A 26,555-nucleotide genomic window follows, 5' to 3' on the forward strand; every position below is an offset into this window, starting at 1 on the left:
CTATGTTTAAAAACATTGAAGACTCTCAAGTCTCTATAACAGAATTAATGCTACCATCGCACTCCAATTTTAGCGGTAAAATTCACGGTGGGCATATTTTAAATTTAATGGATCAAATTGCTTTTGCTTGTGCCTCAAAACATTCTGGCCATTACTGTGTAACGGCATCGGTAAATCGTGTAGATTTTTTAAATCCTATTGAAGTTGGCGAATTAGTAACCTTAAAAGCATCGGTTAATTTTACCGGAAACACTTCAATGGTAGTTGGTTTACGTGTAGAATCTGAGAATATACAAAGTGGTGAAAAAAAACACTGTAACTCATCTTACTTTACTATGGTTGCTAAAGATGCAAACGGTAATAACGCTAAAGTTCCTGGTATAATTTTAAACACCGTAGATAGTGTTAGGCGTTTTGCTAGAAGTATTGAACGTCAAGATCAATCTAGAAAAAGATCAACTAAATATAATTCTGCACAATTTAACATTGAAGAATATTTAGATATTGTAAAGCAACACAATGTTATGATTGATTTGTAAAAAAACAACTCATATTTCCTATTTGGTTACAAGTAGATATAAAAAAATGTTGTTCTAAAATAAATCAGAATAACATTTTTTATCTTATTAAAACAGAATTAAAGCTTCTTTATTCTTTTAAAAATTTACTAACGTAATCTTTAGTTTCTGTTTTTACTTTTATAAAATAAATTCCTGTTTGTAATTTACTTATGTTAATTTGCTCGCTACGTTGTAATTCGTTTTTCAAAATAATTTTTCCGAAAACATCATAAATTTTAAATGATGAAATTTTTTCAGAGTTACTTAAAAATACATTTAAATAATTGTTGGCAGGATTAGGATAAATTTTAAAAATATGCTCTTCCACAAGGCTTTCAACGGTACTTAATGAATTTGAAACCGTTATACCATAATCGTCGCCACGTAAAACAAAACCGTCACCACAAATAACTGGAGATTGATTATAATCTGTTACCACACGCATTTTTAAAAGCGTATTTGATATTGCTGAAGCAGGCACTACAACACCTGTACTTGCCGTATGTACTGTACTCGAACCAATATTATCGACTAAAACTTGCTCGTTGTTTCCATTAGAGTTTGATGTTTCGAACTCTCCATTACTATCCCAATCTATCCAAACTTCTAAGTACTCAGAGCCATCTGTTCTTGAATTATAAGTAACATCAAGCTGATAACTCATTCCTGAAATTAAAGTTGTATTATCCGAACAAATAAAATCGTTAACAGCTCCATTTGGAATATAAGTTGACGTTGCTTTATCAATTGTATTAAAAGTTAAATTTGTTACACCACAGCCATAATTACCACCATCGTAAAAACTACTTAAATCGCAAATAGCTTCGGTTTTACTATTAATAAGTTCTATACTTTCTGTATCTGTACATCCGTTTGCATCGGTTACCGTTACCGTATAAATACCAGGTTCGGTAACTGTGATACTTGCATTTGTACCTAAACCATTATCCCAAACATAGCTCACACCTCCCGATGCCGTTAAATCTATTGACGCAATATCGCAATTGAATGCCGATTGCCCATTTTCGGAAGTAATTTCGGCAGTTGGATTGGGTTTATTCTCTGTAATTACAATGCTTTCAATATCCGTACACCCATCAGACGACGTAACGGTAACCGTATAAGTTCCAGGCTCGGTTACAGTAATCGTAGCATCAATACCTTTATTATTATCCCAATTATAGCTTGAACCACCCGTAGCGGTTAAACTAATAGAAGGCTCGTTACAAGTTAAAACAGTTGTTGATGAATTATTTGTAATTCCAGCACTTGGTGCTGTACAAGCTGGTTTAACATACACACCATAGTCGTCGGCACGTAATACATAACCATTTCCACAAGTTACGGGGCTTCTACCAAGGTCTGTAACAACCCGCATACGAAGCAATGTATTTAATACGGATGATATTGGAGGACTTATGCTCGCAGTTGCAGTTCCTGTGTAGTTAGGTATTATATTATCAGAAAGCACCATTTCGCTATCGCCTTGAGAATTTATAGCTTCGAATGCACCATTATTATCCCAATCAATCCAAACCTCTAAGTATTGATTTCCATCAGATCTTGATTTGTACTCTACTTCTAAATCGTAATTTTCACCCAAAAAAACAGAGGTATTATAATCGCAAGTAAAATCGTTTAAAGCACCTTCAGGAATTACAGTCGTTGTGCTATTATTTATAGTATTAAAAGTAATATTTGTAACACCGCAGTTAACATTTGAATCATCGGTGGCGCTTGATATTGCGCACCCCGACACCACCCCATTAGTTACCGCAATATTACTTGTTTTGGTCAAACTTGTTGTGCCTTCGGGGTTAGTTACCTCCAAGGTTACATCGTAATTTCCTAAATTTGTAAATGTTATTGACGGATTTTGTAACGTAGAGGTTATTGGCGTATCAACGCCGTTGTTAAAAGTCCATGAAAAACTTACATCATCATAACCATTATTTGTATAAGTATTTGGAGTACAGCTAGACTCATCTGTAAACGTAATGGTTTCTCCCAAACAAGCCGTTGAAGATGAAGCTGAGAAAAAAACTGTAGCCGTATCTGGCGGTATTAATGCAGGACTAGATAAATAAGAAGCTCTAGTAGTAGTTAATGTATTTATTACTACAGTTCGCTGACCTCCTGTAAACTCGGAGGCACAACCCGTATAATCCATATAATTAAATATATGATCTTGATGCGTTCCAGAATTCCTAACAAATCCAGTATCAGGATTAATAGTTTCGTTAAAATCAGCATCGCAAGAGTTAACTACAGAAGTATCGCAATCATAATAAATTGAAGGACTTATTGAGTTGGTTCTCATATGACTTGGCGTATCAAAAATACCATCGTCTCCACATTGGTCTGCTACACCATCGTTATTAGCATCATCTCCATCAAAGGTATGAGGTAGGTTAAAAGCATGTCCCATTTCGTGTGCCCAAGTAGACGACGACTCACTTAAAAAAGAGCACATTAAAACCACAGCTCCATCGAATGCCTGCCCGTGAGCTCCTGCAAAATAGGCATAACCAGAAGTATAAGAACCACCACTATAACAATTTTCATTATCAATTTCATCGACTAACCAAACATTATAATAATTATTAGGATTCCAATTTCCATATTCTTTTAATGAATTAATTTCACTATCTCCAATATAATCGGCCAACCCACCAGAGCCATAACTATTTACACCATTATTTACATAAGAATCTACTCCGCTCATATCTACACGGTTTATGCCGTTAGTACAATTTCCACTTTCATCCTGTACGGTGAGCACGAATTCAATTTGCATATCAACACCATTTCCATCTCCATTAGAACCAGATACTTTTCTCCAATAATTATTTAAATATTTTAAACCCTGCTTAATATCTGTATCAGAAATATTTGTGCCTGTACCCATTTCTTCACCTTTATGCATAACATGAATTACGACAGGCACTTGTAAAATACCATTGGCCACTTTGGCATTACTCGCTGAGATTTTATTAAAGTTTCCTATCGCATTTTGGTATTTTAGCTTGTAAATCTCGTCGGTTTCCATTTTATGATTATGAAACAAGTACGATCCGCAATGGCCATTATTAATTTGTTCTTGCGTTAAAACTTGTCCATTTGTAAGTTTTCCAAATAGAAAACAAAGGAATAAAATGCACGCAAAGCGATACTGGTTGGAAGACATTTAAATTAAATTAAGATTGAATAATTTATGAATAAATCATAATTTTGATTGCAATTTAGTCGATTTTTTTTTAATCAACATACTTCAAAACATAAAAAAAGCCGCTTAAAAAGCGGCTTTTTTTTATAAATATAATTTTTATTTACTCAAATACATTTTACGTCTAGAATATAGATCATAAAATTGGTCGTCTTTTAAACTATCTATAAACAAAATACTTTCACCCGTACTTTTCATTTCCGGGCCTAAAGTTTTATCTACATTAGGGAATTTATTGAATGAAAACACCGGTTGTTTAATAGCATAACCTTCTAGCTGAGGATTAAAAGTAAAATCCTTAACCTTCTTCTCACCTAACATTAACTTAGTCGCATAATTTACATAAGGCTCTCCGTAAGCTTTTGCAATAAATGGTACTGTTCTAGATGCTCTTGGATTAGCTTCGATGATGTAAACTTTATCGTCTTTAATTGCGAACTGAATATTTATTAATCCTACTGTATTTAATGCTAACGCGATTTTTTTAGTATGATCTTTTATTTGTTGCATTACAAACTCACCTAAATTAAATGGAGGTAATGTAGAATTACTATCTCCTGAATGAACACCGCAAGGCTCTATATGCTCCATTATACCAATAATATAAACATCTTCACCATCGCAAATGGCATCGGCTTCCGCTTCGATTGCACCTTCTAAATAATGATCTAATAACAATTTGTTATTTGGTATTTTATTTAAAAGACTTACAACGTGTTCTTCTAATTCTTTTTCATTAATTACAATCTTCATGCCTTGACCTCCAAGAACATATGATGGTCTTACCAAAATAGGGAAATCTAATTCTTTGGCAACAGCTAAGGCCTCATCGGCAGTTTCGGCAGTATCAAATTTTGGATAAGGAATGTTGTTTTCTTTTAATAGTGTAGAGAAACTTCCTCTATCTTCAGCTAAATCTAAAGACTCGTAACTAGTTCCTATAATTTTAACACCGTATCTAGAAAGTTTTTCTGCAAGTTTAAGCGCTGTTTGTCCTCCTAATTGAACTATAACACCTTCTGGTTTTTCATGCTTAATTATATCATAAATGTGTTCCCAAAATACAGGTTCGAAATATAATTTATCAGCGGTATCAAAATCGGTTGATACGGTTTCCGGGTTACAGTTAATCATGATGGTTTCGTAACCACATTCTGCTGCTGCTAAAACCCCGTGAACACAACAGTAATCGAACTCTATACCTTGCCCAATTCGGTTAGGTCCAGAACCTAAAACAATTATTTTCTTTTTATCTGATACTATACTTTCGTTATGAGCAAAACGTTTGCCATCGGCAGTTTCCATATCACTTTCGAATGTAGAATAGTAATACGGTGTTTTTGCTTCAAACTCTGCTGCACAAGTGTCAACAAGTTTATAAACACGATTTATACCTAGTTCTTCTCGTTTTGTATATACTTCACTTTCTAAACACCCAAGCATATGTGCTATTTGGCGATCGCCATAGCCTTTTTGTTTTGCCTCTAAAAGTAATTCCTTTTCAATTGAGTTTATATTGAAGGTTGAAATTTCTTTTTCTAAGAAGTATAATTCTTCATATTGTTTTAAGAACCACATGTCTATTTTTGTAATTTCGTGTATTCTGCTTAATGGAATCCCCATTTTAATAGCATCGTAAATTGTAAATACACGATCCCAAGATGCATTTGTAAGCTTATCGATTACTTGGTCGTAATTTGTATTTTCTTTTCCATCGGCGCCTAAACCGTTACGTTTAATTTCTAAAGATTGTGTGGCTTTGTGCAGTGCTTCCTGGAAAGAACGACCAATACCCATAACTTCTCCTACGGCTTTCATTTGTAGCCCTAAGGTTCTATCAGACCCTTCAAACTTATCAAAATTCCAACGTGGTATTTTTACAATTACATAATCAAGAGTTGGCTCGAATAAAGCCGAAGTTGATTTTGTAATTTGGTTACTTAACTCATCTAAACTATAGCCTAAAGCTAATTTTGCAGCAATTTTAGCAATAGGATATCCCGTTGCTTTACTCGCCAATGCGGACGAACGAGATACACGTGGGTTAATTTCTATGGCGATAATTTCTTCTTTCTCGTCTGGAGAAACTGCAAACTGTACGTTACAACCTCCTGCAAAATCGCCTATGTTACGCATCATATGTATCGCCATATCACGCATTTTTTGGTAGGTTGTATCACTTAAAGTCATGGCTGGAGCTACTGTTATTGAGTCTCCTGTATGGATTCCCATTGGATCCATGTTTTCAATAGAACAAATAATTACAACATTCCCATTAACATCACGCAAAAGTTCAAGCTCGTATTCCTTCCATCCTAAAAGCGCTTTATCTATCATTACTTCATGGATAGGAGAAATTTCTAATCCATGTCTTAATAATTTATCAAAATCTTCCTCTTTATAAACAATAGCTGCACCTGCACCTCCAAGAGTAAACGAGGAACGAATACATAAAGGGAAACCAAATTCTTGTGCAATTTCTTTACCTTTTAAAAATGAAGTTGCAGTAGCCTGAGGTGCCATACCAACACCAATTTTTCCCATTAACTCTCTAAACTGCTCTCTATCTTCAGTAATATTAATGGCATCGATATTAACACCAATTAATTCTACTCCAAAATCTTGCCAGATCCCTTTCTCGTCGGCTTCAATAGCTAAATTTAATGCAGTTTGACCACCCATAGTAGGTAAAACAGCATCTATTTGAGGGTGTTCCTTTAAAATTTTTATTATCGATTTTGTATTAAGCGGCAATAAATAAATATGATCGGCCATCGAAGGATCGGTCATAATTGTTGCCGGATTAGAGTTAATTAAAATCGTTTCAATTCCATCTTCACGTAATGATCTTAAAGCTTGCGACCCAGAGTAGTCAAATTCGCAGGCTTGCCCTATAATAATTGGCCCAGACCCAATAATTAGTATCGACTTTAGTTTTGAATTCTTTGGCATTTTTTTGTTTTATATGGAGTTAATATGTTTCAGTGCAAAAATAATAATCACGAGATATAAAAAAAGGCGTTACACTTAAGCAACACCTTTAATTTATAAACAATTGTTAATCATATTATTTCTTATGTCTAGTTTCAGAAGACACAGATAATCTTTTTCTACCTTTAGCTCTTCTACGAGCTAATACCTTTCTACCATTAGCAGAAGCCATTCTTTCTCTAAAACCGTGTTTGTTTCTTCTCTTTCTTTTAGAAGGCTGAAATGTTCTCTTACTCATTATCTTATATCTTTAAATTCTGAAAAACTTTAATGTATTAGGGCTTGTTAAAAACCGAGGGCAAATATACAAAGCCTTTATTACTTTGCAAATCATTTTTATAAAAAATTTAAAATATTTTTTTAAAGCTCGCTCAACTCAATATTTTCCTTTATTTAATTGACTTTAAACCTTATTTAAACAAAAAAACATTCTACTTTTTCTCATAAAATTTTAGTTTATTTGCAAACCAAAACGCCTAAAAAAAGCAAAAGACTGTTATTTTTGGGATTTTTTCAATCTTTAACTAAACAATTATGTATAATAAAATTATAAAATTAATAATTGCGGCAGGTATTTTAGCTTTTGCCGTATATCAATTTATAGAAGGCAATATTGGTAATGGTATAATGTATATTTTACTAGCGTCCATTTTTGTTTTTCTTTACTTTAAGAATGAATTTATTTTATTAGCATTTTTGCGCTTAAGAAAACAAGATTTTGAAGGCGCAAAAAAATGGCTTAATAAAATTAAAAATCCTGAAGCTGCTTTAGTTACAAAACAACAAGGATATTACAATTATTTACATGGTATTATGGTTTCGCAAAGTAATATGACCGAGGCTGAAAAATATTTTAAAAAAGCTATTTCGTTAGGTTTATCTATGGATCACGATTTAGCTATGGCTAAATTAAATTTAGCTGGTATTGCTTTTTCAAAACGCAGAAAGCAGGAAGCACAAAAACTGCTTAACGAAGCAAGCAAGCTTGATAAGCAAGGTATGCTAACCGACCAAATTAAAATGATGAAACAAAACATGAAACGCTCTTCTGGACCAAACCAACAATTTGGTGCCGGCGGTTCTTTAAGATCGCAAAAAAGACGTTCGCGATAATCTGTTTAGTTTTAAAACTAAAAAAACAAAAGCCTCAAAATTTTAAATTTTGAGGCTTTTTTTATATTAAGGGAGACCAAAGCCTGCAATATGATTCTTTTAACTTATCGAATTTAGAACGCTTTTTATAAACCTCTGGATTTACCACTTTACTGTCTTCTAAATCTTGTTGAAAATGAGATTTTAATTCTTTCGATTTTACTTTATCATAAATTACAGAATTAATTTCAAAATTAATATTGAAACTTCGGTAATCCATATTAGAGGTTCCAACCATGGCAAAAACATCGTCAACTACCATAGTTTTTGCATGTATAAAGCCTTTTTGATATTTATATACTTTTATTCCTGCTTTAAATAAGCCTTCTAAGTATGAATTTGACGCGTGCTTTACTACCCAAGAGTCTGACTTTTCTGGAATTAGTAACCTTACGTCTACCCCACTTTTTGATGCAATTTGTAGGGCTTTAATCATTTCGTCATTAGGCACAAAATATGGTGTCGTTAAATATACATAATCACTTGCTGTTATTATAGCTGTTAGGGTTAATTCCATAATATTAGCCCAATCTGTATCTGGGCCACTGGCTGCTATTTGTAAGCCTACGTCATTTTTATTTGTTTCTTCTAAATCTGGAAAAAACAACTTAAAATCGTCAATACGCTCATTTGATACAAAATGCCATGTAGATAAAAAATGAATTTGTAACGACCTAACTGCTTCACCTTGTATTCTTAAATGTGTATCGCGCCAAAATGTTTTATTGTTAGCATTTACGTATTCATCACCTATGTTTATACCTCCAACATAACCAATTTCACCATCTATAATTGCTATTTTTCGATGATTTCGATAATTCATCTTTCCTGTAAACTTAGGCAGTAAAACAGGCATAAATGCATGGTGTTTTATACCGCAATGCGTAAGTTTAGATTTCATTTTGTTAGAAATTTTACTTCCTACATCATCATAACTCATTCTAACAATTACACCTTCTTTAGCTTTTTCGCATAATAAATTGAGTAGTTTTGAACCTATTATATCATCTTTAATTATATAATATTCAATATTAATATGATGTTTTGCTTGTTTTATATCGGCAAATAGTTTCTTGAACTTATCATCACCGTTTTTTAAAATATCAATATTATTTCTTAAAGTTAACGGCTCGTTTTGGTTGCTATGAAGGAGCTTTACTAGTTTTACTTTTTCATCTAAATAATTATTAACTTTTTGCAGTTGTTGCTTACTAAAAGCTTGTTCTTTTTTTACAGCCTTTATTACGGTTTCATTTAAAACATACTTCCTGTTAAAAATTTTATTTTTTCGGTATTCTTGCCCAAAAAGATAATAAACCAAAGGCCCTAAAAAAGGAAAAAACACTAATACAACAATGTATGATAGTGTTTTTGTAGGATTTAAATTTTTTAAAATTACCGTTATTACAGCGGAAACAGCAATAACATAGTTAAGTATAATTAAAAAAAGCCAAATATTATTCCCAATGAATTTAAGCATACCAATGGTTATTGATAGTAGCCTTCTTCCGGAATTTCTATTTGATATACTTTTCTCGATTTATTATTTAAGTGTGGCTCTCTAAGCCATGGGTTATGTAATTTTAAAATCTTGTAGTTAATTTTAAAATTCTGAGCAAACTTTGAAAAATCTGTTACAGCTGTGTCAACTTCTACTTTATAAGTTGGCACATTTTTATATAAATCTTTGCTTCTAAAATTAAAACCGTATTTAGAAGGATGAGATAAAATTTCTTTTAAAGCTACAATTCTAAACATATATCTTCCAGTTTCTTCACCTAGCAACAAATCGTAATAATTAGTAACCTGCTGCTCTTTTAAACGTCTTGAAATTCCTGCAGTACCTGCGTTATATGCAGCAGCAGCAAGTGTCCAAGAACCAAGTTTAGCTTTAGAACGAAGTAAATATTTACAAGCCACTTCGGTTGCTTTTTCTAAGTGATAGCGTTCATCTACATTCTCGTTAATCTCTAGCCCATTTTCACGACCAGTAGTTTTCATTATTTGCCAAACACCTCGTGCTCCTGCTGGAGATACTGCGTTGGTTAAACCGCTTTCTATAACTGCTAAATATTTAAAATCGTCTGGAACGCCATATTTAGCAAGAATAGGTTCTATTATAGGAAAATATTTTTCAGCACGCTTAAACATAAGCAAGCCGTTTGATTGCCAATAGGTATTTACAAGCAATTCCCTATCCATACGTTCGTAAATATCTGGGTTACTAAGCGGCAATGGTTCGCCCGCAAAATCTAAATTATCGGGAATTTGTAATGCGTAAACATTATAATCGTTTATTAATTTTGTTTCAAAATTTTCGTCGGTTGGAGCGTCTTGTAAAGCGTATATAAATAAGCCACATAAACTTAATAATCCCACAAACGCCAAGGCTTTCTGTACTATCTTCATGTTTAATAAGTTTTGATAAAATTAATGAAAAATATCGAGATGCGATATTAGTCCTGCAAAATAATATCTGGTAAATTTTTGTTAAACCAGCGATATTTATTTAAAATCATAACGTGAGTTCCACCTTTTATTGTCCTGCAATTTTGAATATTTTTTATAGGAAAAACGGTATCGGCGTCGCCATGAATATGTACTACATTATTCTGTGGTTTTTCTTGATTCCAGCATATCATATTTTCGATAGCCCAATTTAAATAGCGTTCGTCGTTAACCGATAGGTATTTTTTATAAAGCTCGATGCGTTTATTTACCTTTTTACCAAAAGCATACTTAGATAGTTTTTCTATGTTGTTTGCTAAATGGGTTGGTGCTAGCTTGTAAATTTTGGTTCTCCGAGCGAATTTCATACGTTTTGGAAGTTCGTATTTAGACTTAACACTAGAAACAATAATAAGTTTTTTACACGTTATTACCTTACTCAATTCTTGCACAATTACACCACCAAACGATACGCCTATAAGCACTACATTTTCGTGTTTAATATATGCTGACAACCGAGACACATAACTTGTAAGTGACTCATCTTCAAATGGAATAAGCCACTCGAGCAAATGAATTTGGAACTGGTTTTTAGGCAGTTTTATATTGTCAAATATTTTTGAACTTGCTGCCATACCAGGCATAAAATAAACATGAATTATTGGCGTATTATCCATTTTACAAATCAGTTTTTTTACCAAGCGTAATAGTTAAAACTTTATAAACGAACAGTTTAACTAAATATTTAACAAAAAACGAGTTATTTTTTAGTATATTTGCATCGCAAACTTATAAAATAGTCTTCACTATTTTTACTTTTCCGCTTAATTTAAAATTTTTATAACATGGTTGAGGCTGCTGAACTAATTGATAATGACTTTTTACGCCAATTTGAGTTAAAAGTTGATAATGAATTAGCTACGATTGAGTATTCATTACAGGAAAGAAAAATATTTTTAACTAAACTTGTAATTCCGAGTAATAATAACGACGAAATATTTAAAAAAGAATTTTTAGAAATTGTTTTTGAACAAATTAGAGAACGAAATTTAAGTGTGGTTCCTACAAGTCCTGAAATTGCCAAATTTGTAAGAAGTAATCGTAAATATAAGCGTATGCTTCCTGTTGGTGTTAGAATTTAAATTTTTAAAAAGAATTAAATTATTATAAAACTGAAAGTAAATAAAACTTTCAGTTTTTTTTATTCTGTTAGGTAATCTGTATAGTTATTTGACACTTTAACATAAATAATATCAGTATTTTCTGCAGACACCAACTCTTGCGAATCTATTAAATTAAAAATCTCTTCGGAGTTTGTTCCTTCTAAAACAATTGTATTATTTTCTTTTCTCCAAGTTCTACCAACCAAACTAGAAGTTATCTCGCCTTGGGAATTTTCTATCAGCTGAATTTTAGCTGCTTCATTATTTGTTCCTAACACAATTTGGCTTGTATAAACTACATCATCAACTTCTGTAATATACTCCCAAACGCCCAACATTTCATTAATATTATCATCTAAATCATCAGAGCAAGATACGTGCAAACTAAAAATTAAAAGTAGAATTGTTAATTTTTTAAAATGCTTCATTAAATAAGCGTTGTTTAAATTAATTTTAAATCTAAAGTTATGCTTTTTGCTAAAGTAAAAATTTCGATAAAATGTTATAATATCGGCTTAAAGTAGCACTTCTTCAAAATTAAATCGAACTAAACCATCATCATCAATTTTAGTTAATTCTACTTTGTGTAGCGTATTAACAAGTTCTGGGTTCCACGGTGTTTTTACTTTTACATAGTTTTCTGTAAAACCATGAATGTACCCTTCTTTGTTTTCACTCTCAAAAAGTACCGTTCTGGAGCTACCTATTTGGTTTTCGTAAAAAGCTCTGCGCTTTTTTACAGAAAGTCCTCTTAACATTTTACTACGTTTACTTCTTACATTTTTAGGCACGACACCTTCCATATTTGCCGCTTCAGTATTATCACGCTCCGAATATGTAAATACATGAAGGTATGAAATATCTAAGTCTGCCAAAAAGTTATACGTTTCTAAAAAGCTCTCGTCGGTTTCACCAGGAAAACCAACAATAACATCAACACCTATGCAGGCATGCGGCATAACTTCTTTTATTTTATTAACCCGATCTACATATAATTCTCGCATGTAACGACGCTTCATTTTTTTAAGAATAGTGTTACTACCTGATTGTAAAGGTACATGAAAGTGTGGCACAAATGCTCGGGATTTTGAAACCAAATCTATAGTTTCATTTTTCAATAAATTTGGCTCAATTGAAGAAATTCGTAAACGTTCAATACCCTCTACCTTATCTAGTTCTGTAACTAAATCTAGAAAGGTATGCTCGTGTTTTTTATTACCAAACTCACCTTTACCATAATCGCCTATATTAACTCCTGTTAATACAATTTCTTTTATATTTTTTTCTGATATTTCTCTGGCATTCTTTAATACATTATCCATGGTATCGCTACGCGAAATACCTCTAGCCAAAGGAATGGTACAGTAGGTACATTTGTAATCGCAACCATCTTGCACTTTTAAAAACGCACGAGTTCTGTCTCCTATAGAGTAACTGCCTACATAAAAATCGGCATCCTCAATTTCGCAAGAATGCACTTCGCCGTAATCGTTTTTAGAAAGGTCGTTTATGTAATCGGTAATTTTAAATTTTTCTGTGGCACCAAGAACTAAATCTACACCATGCACATCGGCTAGTTCTTGTGGCTTTAATTGCGCATAACACCCAACAGCTGCTACAAATGCATCAGGGTTTACCTTTTGCGCTTGCTTTACAATGGTTTTAAAACGCTTATCTGCATTTTCGGTTACCGAACAAGTGTTAATAACATAAATATCAGCTTTTTCAGAAAAATCTACACGATTAAAGCCCTCATCTTTAAAGGTTCTAGCTATGGTAGAGGTTTCAGAAAAATTTAATTTACAACCTAAAGTATAAAATGCAACGTTCTTTTTCATTAGCTTTCATTTCCGCAACGGCGAAAATCTCATTATATTTACCTTTATCATTTAAAAGAGTGCAAATTTACAATTAATTACCCACATGATAAAACCCTTAACCAAACAATTAAACCTCTACTTATCAATTAGTTGCGTGGTAATTTTATTTTTTTCTTGTTCAAATAAATCTAATACAAATAAAGAGCACCTTGTTTTTCGTTATAACGAACATACCAATATTAATACTTTAGATCCGGCATTTGCAAGAACTTTACAAGATATTCGTATGGCCAACCAACTTTTTAATGGGCTTGTACAAACAGATAGTGCTTTAAATATTATACCGTGCATTGCTAAAAGCTGGACCATTTCGGACGATGCCACAACCTACACTTTTAACCTTAGAAACGATGTTTTTTTTCATAAACACCCAATTTTTGGTAAAGATTCTACCAGAACTGTGATAGCTTCTGATTTTGAATTTAGCTTAAACCGTTTACGAGACAAAAAACTTGCTGCCCCGGGGAGTTGGGTTTTAAATAAAGTAGACGATTTTAAAGCTATTAACGACAGTACGTTTCAAATTACATTAAAACAACCTTTCCCTGCCTTTATTGGTTTATTAAGCATGAAATATTGCTCTGTTGTACCTAAGGAAATAGTAGAGCATTATGGCGTAGATTTTAGGGCGAACCCCATTGGTACCGGGCCTTTTAAATTTAAACGTTGGAAAGAAAATGTAAAATTAGTTTTTAGAAAAAACACTAATTACTTTGAAACGGATAAACATGGTGAACAACTCCCATACCTTGAAGCGGTATCAATAACCTTTTTACCCGATAAGCAAAGTGAGTTTTTGCAATTTGTTCAAGGCAACATCGATTTTTTAAACAGCTTAGATGTGTCTTATAAGGATGAATTATTAACCAGTAATGGTAAATTAAGAGCACAATATTCTGAAAGCGTTAATATGATTCGTGGCCCCTATTTAAATACAGAATATTTAGGATTTTATTTAGATTCGAAAATTCCTGAAATACAATCCGAACTCATTAGAAAAGCCGTTAATTATGGTTTTGACCGTAAAAAAATGATTCTTTATTTACGCAATGGCATTGGTAACCCCGCTAATGGCGGATTTATTCCATTAGGGCTTCCTGGACACAGCACATCGGTTGGCTTTAATTATCAGCCTAAAAAAGCCAAAGCATTAATCGATCAATTTAAAAAAGAAACTGGAATTAGCAATCCAGAAATAACACTAAATACAACTAGCAATTACCTTAGTTTTTGCGAATTTATTCAACGTGAGCTTGAAAAAGCAGGGTTAAAAATAAATGTTGATGTGATGCCTGAATCTACGCTAAGAACAGCACGATCAAATGGAAAAGTAGATTTGTTTAGAAGTTCATGGATAGCCGATTACTTAGATGCCGAAAACTATTTATCTATTTTTTATAGTGAAAATTTTGCTCCAAAAGGCTCAAATTACTTTCATTATAAAAATGCCATGTTCGACAGTTTATACAACAAAGCATTCTCTATTAACGATATTGAAAAACGTAAACATTTATATACTAAAATGGATTCGCTAGCTATGGATGCTGCACTTATTGTACCTCTATATTACGATGAAGTAATTCGGTTTACAAGAAAAAACATTAAAGACCTTGGCATAAACCCTGTAGATATGCTCGATTTAAAATATGTAAAAAAAACTAAGCTTTAAAGCTACTCTATATTTTCTGCAGGTTTAATTTTTTCTGTTACCAAACCATACACGATCAAGAATTGTGAAATGGCATAAAATGAAACTATGGTTATTTTATTGTACAAGAAATAATCTTGATAAAATTTAGCAAGAAGGGCTATGGTATCGTATGTTACAGAAAAAACCACACCAATTACCACCATTAAAAAACTTTTAAAATCTACTTCTACCCTTCTTAAAAAAGAAAATAAAAATTGAATAGAACTAAACAACAAATATATTAAAACAGGAACTACATACTCATTTAGGTTTTTAATAACCACATTAAAAACTAATAAAATGTAAAAAAAACAAAAAGCTAAAATGGGGAACAAATTAGCGATTTTAAAATCTCTATCTCCAGAAAAACGAAATATATAAAAGATTTTGCCCATCATAAAAAACAACATGGCAATTAAAAATAATATAGGTTTATCTTTAAATACAATTATTACATCTCCCAACAAAAAAGCTATTATTGCTAGATTTAAAAATTTAAATTTTTTATTTTTTCTATTTGCTGTATTTACCCAAGTAAATATCAACAAAGACAACATAAAAAAAGGTTTTACAAATACTCTTAAGTAATTTTCGTCAGTATTAAATTTCACGTAAAGATATACAACTAAAATGACGAAATATAAAACAGAAAAAAGGAACTTATTTTTAAATAAACTCATAACTAAGCGACTTAAATTTTAGACCAACTTTTACAATTTTTATTAAAAATACATACGTTTTTATCTTCCAAAATACCAACGACTATAAAAAATTGAAATAAACCATAAAATACCATAATTAAAGATTCTGAAAAAGGAACAGACACCTCTGAAAAAGATGACAATGCTGTTATTGTATCTGAAAAAAACGAAAAAACCACGCCCAACAATACTAATCTATAACTAATTCGTGTTACTGCATTTTTTCTTATTAAAGCAAACAAAAACACCAATAATGCAGCAAAAAAATAAAGTAAAATCAAGAAAAAACAACTTTTACACAATCCATTATATATTAAATAGTACACCATAAATATAAAAGCAACACCAAAAAACACATATGGCACTAACCTATTCATGCTAAAATCCTTTTTTGTACTTAACCTTAAAACATAAAATAACTTACCTATAAGAAAAAAGAAAATAGCTAGGAAATACACAGCCATGTTATCGTCAAACAACATTAGCATATCTCCAACCCAAAAAAACATAAGAGCAGATTTTAAGTAAAACATATTACGCTTTTTCTGCTCTGAATTATGATTGAGCACTAATATAAATAATGCAAGTAACAATGAGGACTTTGTTACTATTCTAAACAAAAAAACTTCACTTATATTTTTTACAATGACATCGATTAGGAGTATTGTAAAATAAACAACACCAAAATGAAGCTTACTTTTAAAAATTTTATTCATGGATTAATAACTTAAAACTATAGTTACAACCCAAAACTACGCAATGAACTAAAAGCTATAGAGGTATTTTCGTTAAACCAATTTAAAAGAGACTTTTAAATGTCATTTTCTGTAGACGAATAGATTTACTAATTTCTGCGATATTTCTTAGTTTCCTCAAATATATGCTCAAAAATGTTTTCATCACCCTTTGTAAACTCAACATTTTTACGCTCCATAACACGTTTAGCAACATCTGCAGCTTTTTTAGTTAAATAACTAGTGAAACCACTATTACCACCCCATGAAAAACTTGGCACGAAATTTCTTGGAAAACCTGAACCAAAAATATTTGCACTTACACCTACAACTGTTCCTGTATTAAACATAGTATTTATACCACATTTACTATGATCTCCCATCATTAAGCCACAAAACTGTAGTCCTGTTTTAGCAAAACCTTCAGTTTCGTAATTCCACAACCTTACTTCGGCATAGTTATTTTTTAAATTAGAATTATTGGTATCTGCTCCTAAATTACACCACTCACCTAAAACTGAATTCCCTAGATAACCTTCGTGACCTTTATTAGAATTTGCAAAAAGCACAGCATTTTTAACTTCCCCTCCTACTTTACTTCCTGGTCCAATAGTTGTGGCTCCATATATTTTTGCCCCTAATTTAATTACTGCTTCGTCGCATAACGCTAACGGACCACGAATTACAGCACCCTCCATAATTTCAGCATTTTTACCAATATAAATTGGCCCTGTAGAGGCGTTTAATGTGGTAAATTCTAAACTCGCACCTTCTTCAATAAAAATATTTTGAGCATCTATAACATTATTGCTAGAAGGTATAGGCTGCGATTTTCTGTTTTTTGTTAAAAAATTAAAATCATCTTGAATGGCGTCTTCGTTTTTTGAGAAGATATCCCAAGTATTTTCAATTTTTAAAAGCTCGTCATTATACTCGAAAGCTTCATAATCATTAAAATTTATATCCTCTTGAGCTTCTTTAGTAAAAAACGCAATAACCTCTTCTCCTTTAAAAATAGCCTGATTTTCTTTTAAATCACGAATCATTTCAACTAACTCTAAATTTGGCAAAAACGACGCGTTAATCATTACATTCTCATCCATTTCAACCATTGGGAATTTATCAGATAAATAATCTTCCGTTATGGTGGTTGTGGTAGTACCCAAATAAACTTCCCATTTTTCGCGAATAGTTAAAATACCTACTCGAATATCGGCAACAGGGCGTGTAAACGTAAATGGCAACAAGTTATTTCGTGATGGTCCATCAAAAAGAATATAGTTCATAACTAAATTTGAAGTTAAAATGGAAGAATTAAAAATTCGCTTTTAATTCTTACAATTTGTTTTAAACAAATGTATGCGAATTACAGAAAATAAAAAAGCCTTTCATTTCTGAAAGGCTTCATAAAAGTTTTAAAAACTCGAAAATTATTTTTTAAACTTCGCGTATTTGTTTTTGAACTTGTCAATACGTCCAGCTGTATCTACTAATTTAGATTTACCAGTGTAATAAGGATGAGACGTTCTAGAAATTTCCATTTTAACTAATGGATACTCAACACCATCAACCTCAATCGTTTCATTAGTATTGGCTGTAGACTTAGTTAAGAAAACATCGTCGTTAGACATATCTTTAAATGCTACTATTCTATAATTTTCTGGGTGTATACCTTTTCTCATCGCTAAATACTTTTATCTAATCAATTTTGGAGTGCAAATTTACACTTTTTTATCTAACGTACAACAATTTATTTAAAAAAATATTTAATTTTTATGTGTAACGTTTTTCTATATTTGACTACAAACTTAGTAACTAATTATAAAAACCAAAATATTATGGAAAAATCTATTAAATCCCTTGCTACAAATTGGGGATTATATCTAGGCGTTGTCTTAGTTATTGCAGGAATTATGGGCTATATGAATCTCGAGTTAATGACTAAATGGTGGTTTGGTATTAGCATGATGATAGTTGTTATCGTTTTTGGCATTATTTCGGCCATGAAATCAAAAGGCCTTTTAAATGGTTTTATAAGTTTTAAACAAGCTTTTACATCCTATTTTATTACCATTGTAATCGGTATTGTAATTAGCGTAGTAACCACTATACTTATTTATAATTTTATCGATCCAGATGCTGCGTTAACATTAAAAGATAAAATGTTGGATAGCCAAGTTGAAATGATGCGCAATTTCGGAGCACCAGAAGAAGCTATTGCAGCAGCAGTTGAAGAATTAGAAGCTCAAGAAAACATATTTTCTATTGGCAAAATTTTACAATCTTTAGCTTTTCAACTTGTGGGCTATAGTATTGCGGGCTTACTTGTAGCCGTAGTTGTTAAAAAAAACAACCCTAAAGAAGCATAAAATCTGTATTTTTGAAAACTAATTTATTTTCAGAAAATATTTAAATGAATATATCAGTAGTCATACCACTACTTAACGAACAAGAATCTTTAATAGAATTACACGATTGGATTGCAAATGTTATGCAATCCAATCGTTTTTCTTACGAAATTATTTTTATTGATGATGGCAGTACAGACCATTCTTGGAAAACTATTACAAAACTTGCCGAAAAAGATAGCAACGTAAAAGGCATCAGGTTTTTAAAAAACTTTGGAAAATCTCAAGCACTTCACGCCGGTTTTGAAAAAGCCAAGGGTAATGTTATTATTACTATGGATGCCGACTTACAAGACAACCCAAACGAAATACCAGAACTCTACAACATGATTGTAAAAGATGGTTTCGATTTAGTTTCGGGCTGGAAAAAGAAACGTTACGATTCTGTAATTTCAAAAAACTTACCATCAAAATTATTTAATTGGGCTGCAAGAAAAACTTCGGGGGTTAAACTAAACGATTTTAACTGTGGCCTTAAAGCTTACCGTATTAATGTTGTAAAAAATATTGATGTTAATGGTGAAATGCATCGTTATATTCCTGTACTATCAAAAAACGCCGGTTTTACTAAAATTGGCGAAAAAATAGTACAACATCAAGCTAGAAAATATGGCGAAACCAAGTTTGGCATGGACCGTTTTATACATGGCTTTCTAGATTTAATAACTATTTGGTTTTTGTCCCGTTTTGGTAAACGTCCCATGCATTTATTTGGCGCCTTGGGTGTTATAATGTTTATAATTGGTTTTGGTTTCGCTTTTTATTTAGGCGTAGATAAATTATTTTTAAATCCAACCGGACGTTTAATTACCCAACGCCCACAATTTTACCTTTCGCTGTCTACAATGGTAATTGGCTCACAGTTTTTTATAGCAGGCTTTTTAGGCGAACTTATTTTACGAAACAAGCCAGACAAAAAACGTTATTTAATTAAAGACAAATTAAATTTAAGTTAAATCAACCACTTTAATCGTTAAAACGATAACTTTTTAAAAGGTATTCCTTTTCAAATTGTTTATTTTTGAATACAAATTTATTAATTGATCATGATACACATAGAACCAAAAATTTTAGAACGAATTAATTCGTGGTTAACTCCAACTTTTGATGCCAACACGCAGGCAGAAATAAAAGACAGTATTGCCAACAACCCAAAAGATATTCAAGAAAGTTTTTACAAAGACTTAGAATTTGGTACTGGTGGCATGCGCGGTGTTATGGGTATTGGTACAAACCGAATTAATAAATATACATTAGGAAAAAGTACACAAGGCTTAAGTAATTACTTAAAAACATCGTTTCCAGGCGAAAAAATAAAAACTGTAATTGCTTACGATTGCAGAAACAATAGTAAAACACTAGCCAAAGTAGTTGCCGATGTATTTTCTGCAAATGGTATTGAAGTATTTTTATTTGAAGATTTACGCCCAACACCAGAATTATCTTTTGCAGTAAAACATTTAAATTGCCATTGTGGTATAGTTTTAACAGCCTCTCATAACCCGCCAGAATACAACGGTTACAAAGTATATTGGCAAGACGGAGGGCAATTAGTTCCCCCACATGATGCTGCTGTAATAAAAACGATAAACGATCTAGAATATTCAGATATTAAATTTGAAGCTAACGATAGTTTAATTAATTATATAGGTAAAGAAGTAGACGATATTTTTGTTGATGCCTCTGTAAAAAACGGATGCGTTGGCGCTACTCAAGATGCTAAAGATAATTTAAAAATTGTTTTCACTTCGCTTCATGGCACTTCAATCACCGCAGTTCCAGAAACTTTAAAACGTGCTGGATTTAAAAATGTGCATATTGTAAAGGAGCAAGAAGTACCTAACGGAAATTTCCCAACGGTAAAATCGCCAAACCCAGAAGAACCAGCGGCCTTAAAAATGGCATTAGAGCTGGCTAACGAGGTTGATGCAGATATTGTTATTGGCACCGACCCAGATTGCGATCGTTTAGGAGTTGCTGTTAGAAACAGTGAAGGTGAATTACAACTTTTAAACGGAAATCAAACCATGGTTATGATGACCGATTTCCTATTAAAACAATGGAAAGCTGAAGATAAAATAAAAGGTAAAGAATTTATTGCAACAACAATAGTATCTACGCCAATGCTAAAAGATTTAGCTAAAGCTTATGGTGTAGATATTAAAATTGTTTTAACCGGATTTAAATGGATTGCTAAACTTATTTACGATTACCCTGAGTTAGATTTTATTGGTGGTGGCGAAGAAAGTTTTGGTTTTATGGTGGGCGATTTTGTTCGCGATAAAGATGCTGTAACCTCTACCCTTTTAGCTTGCGAAATTGCTGCAATTGCAAAATCTCAAGGAAGTTCTTTCTACGAAGAATTACTTAAACTTTATGTTGAGCACGGTTGCTTTAAAGAAAAATTAATTTCACTTACCAAAAAAGGTATTGAAGGCGCCGAAGAAATAAAACAAATGATGATTGACGCTCGCGAAACACCTTTTGAAACTATAAACGGCTCAAAAGTTGTAAAGTTTGAAGACTATCAAACATCAAAAGCAAAACACTTACTTACCGGCGAAGAAACCGATATTGATGTACCAAAATCTAACGTGCTAATTTATTACACCGAAGATGGAAGCCAAATCGCTTTAAGACCAAGCGGGACAGAACCTAAAATAAAATTCTATGTAAGTGTTAACAAAAGTTTAGACAGTGTAGAAAACTTTAAAAACACAGAAGCAGAACTAGATAAAAAAGCAGAAGATATCTTAAAAGATATGAAGCTAATATAATTGAATGAACGAATTTTTTAAAATATTAAGGTACGCAAAACCTTATAAAAAATATGCAATAGGACACATTATTTCTAATGTGTTTTTTGCTTTATTTGGGACACTTTCTTTTGTAGCTTTAAAACCTATGCTCGATGTTATTTTTGAAAAAAACATCGATCCGTGTACAGGTAAAACTATAATTACCAACCCAACAGCGCCTATTTACAAAGGTATTTGGGAAATTGGCGACTATTTTGAAGGCTTTTTAGCTTACAGAATGCATGTATTTACTGGCGGAGACAAATCAAAAGCCCTTATTTTTGTAATCCTGTTGCTAGTTCTTGCTTTTTTATTAAAAAACATCTCTGGATATTTAGCAAACTACTTTATGGTATTTTTACGTAACGGAGTTATTCGCGATATTCGTAACACGGTTTACAATAAAATATTAGAATTACCATTATCCTATTTTTCCGAAAAAAGAAAAGGTGATATAATGTCGCGCGTAACGGGCGATGTAAACGACTTACAATACTCAATGCTACCTGTTTTAGAGCTTATTGTTCGAGAGCCATTAACCATTCTGTTTTCGCTAATTGCCATGATAATTATAAGTACAAAACTTACAGTATTTGTATTTATTTTTATACCCATAGTTGGTTTTGTTATTTCTAAAATTGGTAAAAGTTTAAAACGTAAATCAGACCGAGTACAGCGCGAACAAGGTTTATTTTTATCAACTTTAGAAGAAACTTTAGGTGGCTTACGCATCATAAAAGGTTTTAATGTTGAAAAATTATTTAATGAAAAATTTAAAGCCTCAACCCAACGGTTTTATAATTTTTCAAACAAATTATTAATCAGGCAAAGTTTAGCCTCACCTTCAAGCGAATTTTTAGGCATTTGCATGATTGCAGTTATTTTATGGTTTGGAGGTAATTTAATTTTAAACGACGCTTCCGAATCGTTTTTAACAGGAAGTAAATTTTTAGTTTATATAGGGCTAGCCTACAACATTTTAACACCTGCAAAAGCCTTTTCTAGAGGTTTAGTAAATGTAAAAAAAGGAGGTTCTGCAGCAGAGCGTATTCAGGAAATTTTAACCGCTAAAAATCCGCTTCAAGATATACCAAATGCTGTTGAAAAATCTGGGTTTAATTCCAAAATTGAATTTAAAAACATATCATTTAAATATGATAAAGAGTATGTTTTAAAAGATTTTTCTTTAACTATACCAAAAGGAAAAACTGTAGCTCTTGTTGGGCAATCTGGTAGTGGAAAATCTACTTTAGCAAACTTAATCACACGCTTTTACGATGTAAACAAAGGGAGTATTTTAATTGATGGGCAAGACATAAAAACGCTTACTATTTCATCATTAAGAAAACAATTAGGCATTGTTACTCAAGACGCTATTTTGTTTAACGATAGTATTAAAAGCAATTTGCAATTAGGAAAAGAATATGCTACCGACGAAGAGGTTATCGATGCCCTAAAAATAGCTAATGCTTGGGAATTTGTTAAAGAATTACCTGAAGGCATTGAAACCAACATTGGAGATTCTGGAAATAAACTATCTGGCGGCCAAAAACAACGCTTAAGCATTGCTAGAGCCGTGTTAAAAAGCCCTCCTATTATGGTGTTAGATGAAGCAACATCTGCTTTAGATACCGAAAGTGAGCGTTTAGTACAAGTTGCTCTAGAAAACATGATGAAAAACAGAACGTCTATAGTTATTGCACACCGACTTTCTACGATACAAAATGCCGACAATATTGTAGTTTTAAACAAAGGAGAAATTGTAGAACAAGGCAAACATGACGAGCTTATTTCAAAAAATGGCACCTACAAAAAACTTGTAGATATGCAAAGCTTCGAATAAAATTTATTAAAAATTAAACATAAAAAAAAGGATAGAGATTTGGGCAGCTATCCTTTTTCAGTTTTTGTTAGACTTGGGGACGACTAACATATAAGTAGGTTTCTACACCAAATATAAAGTATAATTCAAGTTTACACAAGAAAAACATCCATTTTATCGTTTTTATATGCGTTTCATCGATTATATTAAAATCAAAATATTGATTTTCAACCAATTGTGTTTTCTAGATAAAAAAATACTTTTAATTAAACTTTTAGTACTTTTAGAAGTCTAATTACAAATGGATTTTGTGACAGAAGAAGTAGATTTACTTAAACAATTACAATCTAGCACCAATAAGGAGGTCGCCTTTAAAGAATTATTAAATCTTTACAAGGAACGCCTATATTGGCACATAAGGAATATCGTAAAGTCTCACGACGATACGGACGACGTGTTACAAAACACCTTCATTAAAATTTATAAAAATATAGATAAATTTAAAGGAGATAGTAAGATTTATTCATGGATGTATCGCATTGCCACAAACGAGTCGCTCACTTTTTTAAATCAAAAAGCAAAACGTTTACAAATTACTAGCGAAGAAGTTCAAGAACTTGCAATAAACAACTTAACATCCGATGTTTATTTTGAGGGTGATGCCATCCAATTAAAATTACAAAAAGCCATTGCTACATTACCAGAAAAACAACAATTGGTGTTTAATATGAAATACTTTCAAGATTTAAAATACAGCGAAATGTCTGATATTTTAGAAACCAGCGAAGGCGCTTTAAAAGCATCATACCACTTAGCAGCAAAAAAAATTGAAGCATATTTAACTAGCAATTAAACCTTTATTAAAATTTATAGTCTTATTTAAAGATGAGCAATAATAGTTTACATAACATAAAAAAAAGCGGATTTAAAGTGCCTCAAGATTATTTTACAAATCTTGATGATACTTTGCTTACCGTTACAAAACTTAAAAATGAAGTAAACAAAACTGGCTTTAGCACGCCTAACAACTATTTTGACACTCTAGAAACATCTGTTTTAAATAAAGTGTCAAAGCGAAAAGCAACTAAAGTTATCTCTATATTTAGTAAAAAAAATATAGTATATGCCTCAAGCATTGCCGCCGCAGTTATTTTATTATTCAGCCTAACACTTTTTAATAAACAAAACATAAGCTGGAACACTCTAGATGTAGACACTGTTGAAAATTACATTTTAAACGAAGACTTAACATCTTATGACATGGCAAACTTATTTGCTGATGAAGATTTTAATATCGACAATTTTATAAATCACGATTTTGAAGAAGAAAACATAGAATCTTACTTAATAGATCATATAGATTTAGATGATTTTATTGAGGAATAAAACCTAAGAATTATGAAAAAAATAATGCTCCCCTTATTTTTATTATGTCTTTTGTCTTTTAAAGCGTTTTCGCAAGAAAGCAAACGAGACAAAATAAAAGCACTTAAAGTATCTTTTATAACAGAACGTTTGGAGCTAACTCAAACTGAAGCTCAAAAATTTTGGCCCATATACAACGCTTACGACGAAACTACCAGAAAGATAAAGCATAACGAATTAAGAAGTATTCGCAAGGAAATAAAAGAAAACATTAATACACTTTCTGAAAAAAGAGCCGGCGAACTTCTAGAAAAATTTACTAATGCAGAACGTAAATTACATCAAGAAGAATACAACTTAAATAAAGAATTAAAAGCCATTATTCCTGCAAAAAAAGTACTTTTACTACAGGTTGCTGAAGAAGAGTTTAAGAAAAAAATGTTTGAGGAATGGAAAAAAATGAAAAACAAAAATAAATCGTAATAAACAAAGTAAAAGAGATGGTAAACATCTCTTTTTTTTATTCCTTAAATATCAGTTTACTTATTCTTCCTGAGCCCGCAGCAAAAGCTACACTATCGTTTACAAAACGCAACGTATAAAAACCTTCGTCGCTTAAATGTTTCCAAGTTTTACCTGCATCGTTACTTACATCAATTCCTTTAAAACCAATTGCTACTAATTTTTTAGCATTAGAATTTGGCACATATTGCACACAACTTCTGTACCCTGGACCTTCGTTGTTTGAAACAAGTTGCCAGGTTTTACCACCATCAATAGTTTTTATTTTGTTAGCAATATTTGCATCAGGTTTTGTGTAATCCCCTCCAATACCAAAACCGTTTAATTCATCGTAAAAATCAATTGAGTAAATACCTTCGGTTTCTTTGTCTTTTATAATTGGTGTGTTATAAATCTCCCAAGATTTTCCTTTATCTGGCGAAAAGTAAATTCGTCCTGCAGTTGTTGCTACCCAAGTTTTGTTTCCAATAATGGCTATGTTAGTGTCGCTGGCAGCAAAGGCACCTTCTTTTGGCAAAGCTTCTGGCAGTTTATTGCAACTTATTTTGTTCCAAGTTTCACCGCCATCTCTTGTAATAATTATACTTAAACAACCATCTGTAGAATCTCCAATAGCAATTCCTTCTAAATCGTTCCAAAAATCCATTGCATCATAAAAAACGTCTGGATGATCTTCACGATAAATTAATTCACTTTCGTCATCATCAACATCTAAATCAAACATTAATGCAGGCGATCCAATGGTTAGTCCGAAAGCTTTATCTTTTATAACAGCTAATGACCTAAAATTTATAGGCAATGTATCGTACTTAATTGTTGTTTGGATTTTCTGCGGAATGTTTATGTCTGTTACATTTTCTGAAGTATTTTTATTATTAAAAAGAATACCTAAATCGCCATTAGAGCTTAAATACGCCAAACCTATATTGTCTATAATTTCAATAGCACGAACGTTTAACAATGAATCTTGATGTATTATATCTATTTCCACTGATGTAAAGTCTAAACTACGTTTACTAACCGGGATAAAAGCAAAACTAACAACAACTAATAGAGTAATTAAAATACGATTTTTCATGAATAAAGGTTAAAATT

At 31.9% G+C, this 26,555-nt stretch carries 24 protein-coding genes; 11 read left to right on the plus strand and 13 right to left on the minus strand.

Annotated features, from left to right (window positions below; translation table 11 throughout):
• Positions 1-2 precede the first annotated feature (2 nt).
• Positions 3-539, plus strand: coding sequence for an acyl-CoA thioesterase (locus LG651_RS11030; RefSeq protein WP_226696185.1), 537 nt, complete (start codon positions 3-5; stop codon positions 537-539).
• Positions 540-648: 109 nt separating this feature from the next.
• On the opposite strand, the gene LG651_RS11035 is transcribed toward LG651_RS11030, so the two are convergent.
• The 3 genes from LG651_RS11035 to rpmH all read right to left on the minus strand — a co-directional run bounded on the left by LG651_RS11035 (position 649) and on the right by rpmH (position 7,015).
• Complete coding sequence (locus LG651_RS11035) at positions 649-3,747, minus strand: GEVED domain-containing protein (RefSeq protein ID WP_226696186.1); 3,099 nt, start codon at positions 3,745-3,747, stop codon at positions 649-651.
• A 138-nt stretch (positions 3,748-3,885) separates the two neighbouring features.
• The gene (carB, locus tag LG651_RS11040; protein WP_226696187.1) at positions 3,886-6,738 is read right to left on the minus strand and encodes a carbamoyl-phosphate synthase large subunit; all 2,853 of its coding nucleotides are present in this window, start codon (positions 6,736-6,738) and stop codon (positions 3,886-3,888) included.
• A gap of 115 nt (positions 6,739-6,853) precedes the next feature.
• Positions 6,854-7,015 (minus strand): 50S ribosomal protein L34, encoded by a 162-nt coding sequence (gene rpmH / locus LG651_RS11045; protein WP_042244185.1) that lies wholly within the window; start codon positions 7,013-7,015, stop codon positions 6,854-6,856.
• Positions 7,016-7,311: 296 nt separating this feature from the next.
• Here rpmH and LG651_RS11050 point away from each other — a divergent pair, with 296 nt between their 5' ends.
• Positions 7,312-7,890, plus strand: a complete 579-nt coding sequence (locus LG651_RS11050) for a DUF2892 domain-containing protein (RefSeq protein ID WP_226696188.1) — start codon at positions 7,312-7,314, stop codon at positions 7,888-7,890.
• Positions 7,891-7,951: 61 nt separating this feature from the next.
• On the opposite strand, the gene cls is transcribed toward LG651_RS11050, so the two are convergent.
• From cls to LG651_RS11065, 3 genes are read right to left on the minus strand one after another with little or no spacing between them, the layout of a single operon-like run.
• Positions 7,952-9,409: a cardiolipin synthase gene (gene cls / locus LG651_RS11055; RefSeq protein WP_226696189.1), complete on the minus strand. Its 1,458-nt coding sequence runs from the start codon at positions 9,407-9,409 to the stop codon at positions 7,952-7,954.
• Between the two features lie 8 nt (positions 9,410-9,417).
• Positions 9,418-10,338, minus strand: coding sequence for a lytic transglycosylase domain-containing protein (locus LG651_RS11060; RefSeq protein WP_226696190.1), 921 nt, complete (start codon positions 10,336-10,338; stop codon positions 9,418-9,420).
• Between the two features lie 47 nt (positions 10,339-10,385).
• Positions 10,386-11,054, minus strand: coding sequence for an alpha/beta hydrolase (locus LG651_RS11065; RefSeq protein ID WP_226696191.1), 669 nt, complete (start codon positions 11,052-11,054; stop codon positions 10,386-10,388).
• A gap of 168 nt (positions 11,055-11,222) precedes the next feature.
• Here LG651_RS11065 and LG651_RS11070 point away from each other — a divergent pair, with 168 nt between their 5' ends.
• Positions 11,223-11,519, plus strand: a complete 297-nt coding sequence (locus LG651_RS11070) for a GNAT family N-acetyltransferase (RefSeq protein WP_226696192.1) — start codon at positions 11,223-11,225, stop codon at positions 11,517-11,519.
• 59 nt (positions 11,520-11,578) lie between these two features.
• Here LG651_RS11070 and LG651_RS11075 read toward each other — a convergent pair whose 3' ends face one another.
• Together LG651_RS11075 and mtaB are read right to left on the minus strand one after the other, a co-directional pair.
• Complete coding sequence (locus LG651_RS11075) at positions 11,579-11,968, minus strand: hypothetical protein (protein WP_226696193.1); 390 nt, start codon at positions 11,966-11,968, stop codon at positions 11,579-11,581.
• A gap of 87 nt (positions 11,969-12,055) precedes the next feature.
• Positions 12,056-13,378, minus strand: coding sequence for a tRNA (N(6)-L-threonylcarbamoyladenosine(37)-C(2))-methylthiotransferase MtaB (gene mtaB, locus LG651_RS11080; RefSeq protein ID WP_226696194.1), 1,323 nt, complete (start codon positions 13,376-13,378; stop codon positions 12,056-12,058).
• 85 nt (positions 13,379-13,463) lie between these two features.
• Between mtaB and LG651_RS11085 the strand changes: the two genes are divergently transcribed.
• Entirely contained in the window at positions 13,464-15,089 is a 1,626-nt protein-coding gene (locus LG651_RS11085; RefSeq protein ID WP_226696195.1) for an ABC transporter substrate-binding protein, read from the plus strand.
• A gap of 2 nt (positions 15,090-15,091) precedes the next feature.
• On the opposite strand, the gene LG651_RS11090 is transcribed toward LG651_RS11085, so the two are convergent.
• The 4 genes from LG651_RS11090 to LG651_RS11105 form a co-directional block, all read right to left on the minus strand.
• The gene (locus tag LG651_RS11090; protein ID WP_226696196.1) at positions 15,092-15,790 is read right to left on the minus strand and encodes a lysoplasmalogenase family protein; all 699 of its coding nucleotides are present in this window, start codon (positions 15,788-15,790) and stop codon (positions 15,092-15,094) included.
• A gap of 11 nt (positions 15,791-15,801) precedes the next feature.
• The gene (locus LG651_RS11095) at positions 15,802-16,527 is read right to left on the minus strand and encodes a lysoplasmalogenase family protein (RefSeq protein ID WP_226696197.1); all 726 of its coding nucleotides are present in this window, start codon (positions 16,525-16,527) and stop codon (positions 15,802-15,804) included.
• Between the two features lie 128 nt (positions 16,528-16,655).
• Positions 16,656-17,831 carry a GlmU family protein gene (locus tag LG651_RS11100; RefSeq protein ID WP_226696198.1) on the minus strand — a complete coding sequence of 392 codons (1,176 nt, stop codon included), beginning with the start codon at positions 17,829-17,831 and terminating at the stop codon, positions 16,656-16,658.
• A gap of 144 nt (positions 17,832-17,975) precedes the next feature.
• Entirely contained in the window at positions 17,976-18,227 is a 252-nt protein-coding gene (locus tag LG651_RS11105; RefSeq protein ID WP_226543008.1) for a type B 50S ribosomal protein L31, read from the minus strand.
• Positions 18,228-18,383: 156 nt separating this feature from the next.
• Here LG651_RS11105 and LG651_RS11110 point away from each other — a divergent pair, with 156 nt between their 5' ends.
• The 7 genes from LG651_RS11110 (at position 18,384) to LG651_RS11140 (ending at position 25,421) form a co-directional block, all read left to right on the plus strand.
• The gene (locus tag LG651_RS11110; protein ID WP_226696199.1) at positions 18,384-18,914 is read left to right on the plus strand and encodes a DUF4199 domain-containing protein; all 531 of its coding nucleotides are present in this window, start codon (positions 18,384-18,386) and stop codon (positions 18,912-18,914) included.
• Positions 18,915-18,958: 44 nt separating this feature from the next.
• Positions 18,959-19,909, plus strand: coding sequence for a glycosyltransferase family 2 protein (locus LG651_RS11115; protein WP_226696200.1), 951 nt, complete (start codon positions 18,959-18,961; stop codon positions 19,907-19,909).
• Between the two features lie 90 nt (positions 19,910-19,999).
• Positions 20,000-21,730 carry a phospho-sugar mutase gene (locus LG651_RS11120; RefSeq protein ID WP_226696201.1) on the plus strand — a complete coding sequence of 577 codons (1,731 nt, stop codon included), beginning with the start codon at positions 20,000-20,002 and terminating at the stop codon, positions 21,728-21,730.
• Between the two features lie 4 nt (positions 21,731-21,734).
• The gene (locus LG651_RS11125) at positions 21,735-23,594 is read left to right on the plus strand and encodes an ABC transporter ATP-binding protein (protein ID WP_226696202.1); all 1,860 of its coding nucleotides are present in this window, start codon (positions 21,735-21,737) and stop codon (positions 23,592-23,594) included.
• Positions 23,595-23,874: 280 nt separating this feature from the next.
• Positions 23,875-24,426 carry an RNA polymerase sigma factor gene (locus tag LG651_RS11130; protein ID WP_226696203.1) on the plus strand — a complete coding sequence of 184 codons (552 nt, stop codon included), beginning with the start codon at positions 23,875-23,877 and terminating at the stop codon, positions 24,424-24,426.
• A gap of 32 nt (positions 24,427-24,458) precedes the next feature.
• A complete protein-coding gene (locus LG651_RS11135; RefSeq protein ID WP_226696204.1) occupies positions 24,459-24,959 on the plus strand; it encodes a hypothetical protein in 501 nt (166 codons plus the stop codon).
• Between the two features lie 12 nt (positions 24,960-24,971).
• Positions 24,972-25,421: a sensor of ECF-type sigma factor gene (locus LG651_RS11140; RefSeq protein WP_226696205.1), complete on the plus strand. Its 450-nt coding sequence runs from the start codon at positions 24,972-24,974 to the stop codon at positions 25,419-25,421.
• Positions 25,422-25,458: 37 nt separating this feature from the next.
• Here LG651_RS11140 and LG651_RS11145 read toward each other — a convergent pair whose 3' ends face one another.
• Positions 25,459-26,538: a WD40/YVTN/BNR-like repeat-containing protein gene (locus LG651_RS11145; RefSeq protein WP_226696206.1), complete on the minus strand. Its 1,080-nt coding sequence runs from the start codon at positions 26,536-26,538 to the stop codon at positions 25,459-25,461.
• Positions 26,539-26,555 lie beyond the last annotated feature (17 nt).

This window comes from Neotamlana sargassicola (assembly GCF_020523965.1).
GTDB lineage: Bacteria > Bacteroidota > Bacteroidia > Flavobacteriales > Flavobacteriaceae > Neotamlana > Neotamlana sargassicola.